The sequence below is a fragment of the Kosakonia sp. H7A genome (assembly GCF_003028445.1).
Taxonomy (GTDB): domain Bacteria; phylum Pseudomonadota; class Gammaproteobacteria; order Enterobacterales; family Enterobacteriaceae; genus Kosakonia; species Kosakonia radicincitans.
Map to the genome: position 1 here is coordinate 1 of NZ_PYTZ01000066.1, position 528 is coordinate 528.

Below are 528 nucleotides of genomic sequence, written 5' to 3' on the forward strand. Positions count from 1 at the left end.
GCTGCCGGCAAGGTGGCGCACGTTGTCCAGCGCGATAGACAGGCCCAGCGGCAACGCCAGGGCCAACGCCATCACCATGATCGTGAGCAGCGTCGCCCACGGCTTGCGCAACGCGCGGCCGAGGCTGAAGGCAATGCTGTGCAGGTGGTGGTCGAACCACACCGACAGGCGCGACGGTGCGGCATTCTGGGCGGCGTTGTTCATTCGGCCAGGTCCTGCGGCGAGATATCGTCCACCAGCCTGCCGTGGTCGAGCACGAGCACACGCTTGCGCATCTGCTTGAGCAGTGCCAGGTCGTGGCTGACCACCAGCACGCTGGTACCGCGCGCGGGCAGTTCGGCGAACAACTGCATGATCTCCGCGGCCAGCGTCGGGTCGAGGTTGCCGGTAGGCTCGTCGGCCACCAGCAGGCGCGGTTCGGACACGATGGCGCGGGCGATGCCCACGCGTTGCTGCTCGCCGGCCGACAGCTGCGCCGGCAGCGCCTTCTCCCGGTCGGCCAGGCCGATGCGTTCCAGTGCCGAGCGC

The 528-nt window shown here is 69.1% G+C and carries 2 protein-coding genes; both read right to left on the reverse strand.

Annotated elements, in window-relative coordinates; genetic code table 11:
• A partial coding sequence (locus CWM66_RS28195) for a hypothetical protein (RefSeq protein WP_199200078.1) occupies nt 1–204 on the reverse strand: 204 nt, incomplete at its 3' end.
• Nucleotides 201–528 (reverse strand): cell division ATP-binding protein FtsE (locus tag CWM66_RS28200; RefSeq protein ID WP_146159963.1); only part of this gene is annotated, 328 nt, incomplete at its 5' end. The genes CWM66_RS28195 and CWM66_RS28200, both read right to left, overlap by 4 nt.